Genomic DNA, 899 nt, shown 5'->3' with positions numbered 1-899 from the left:
GGCGGGTGCGTTTGGTCTTGATGCTCAGCTCGGCGCAGGCCTGGGCCCAGGCATGGGAGCGGTAGCAGGACCCGTTGTCCGAGAGCACCCGCTCCACGGTGACGCCCTGGTCGGCGAACCACGCCCTGGCTCGGCGCAGCACCCCGATCGCGGTGGCAGCCTTCTCATCGGTGCAGATCTCCGCGTACGCCATCCGGGAGTGGTCATCGATCACGGTATGCACGAAGGCGGTCCCGATCAGGGGGCCACGTACTGGGCCTTTGCGGCGTTGAGTATCGGTGGTGGCGCGGTTGCGGTCGCCTTGCTGCTTACCGAGGTAGCGCCAGCCACCTCCGTCGGGGATGTTGCCGAACTTGGTGACGTCGACGTGGATCAGTGATCCGGGATGGTCGTGTTCGTAGCGGCGCAGAGGTTCGCCGGTGACCCGGTCGATGCGGGAGAGCCGGTTGATCCGGCAGCGCACCAGCACCGCATGCACGGTCGAGGCCGGCATTCCGAGTCGGCCGGCGATCTGCACTGGGCCCAGCCGGTGTCGCCACCGCAGGGCCACGATCCTCCGGACCACCCCGGGGGCGGTCTTGGTCGGGCTGGTGCGCGGGCGAGAGCTGCGATCAGCCATCCCGGCTTGGCCTTCGGCCCGGTAGCGGTCGGCCCATTTCTTGGCCGTGCGGGCAGAGACCATGAACATCTTGGCCGCCGCGGCGTAGGTCCACTGGTCCTCGACGATCAGCCGGGCCAGGCGTAGGCGTGTACGAGGGGTCAGGACGGCGTTAACGTGGGACATGAAGGCCTCCGGTGGGTGAAGCGGTGAACTAGACAGCTCCACTTCACTACCGGAGGCCTTCCCGTGTCAGCCCGACTCACCGCCTTGCGGCGGGACAACCTCCCTGGACATCACA

General features: G+C 67.7%; 1 protein-coding gene. It reads right to left on the bottom strand.

Annotation, left to right across the window (positions count from 1 at the left end; all coding sequences use genetic code 11):
- On the bottom strand, positions 1–784 hold a 784-nt coding region (locus CRM73_RS19400; protein ID WP_229588823.1), incomplete at its 3' end, for an IS481 family transposase.
- Between the last annotated feature and the right edge of the window lie 115 nt (positions 785–899).

Origin of the sequence: Kocuria sp. CCUG 69068 (genome assembly GCF_020833785.1) — a bacterium.
GTDB lineage: Bacteria > Actinomycetota > Actinomycetes > Actinomycetales > Micrococcaceae > Kocuria > Kocuria rosea.
This window is presented reverse-complemented; position numbering and strand designations above follow the sequence as displayed.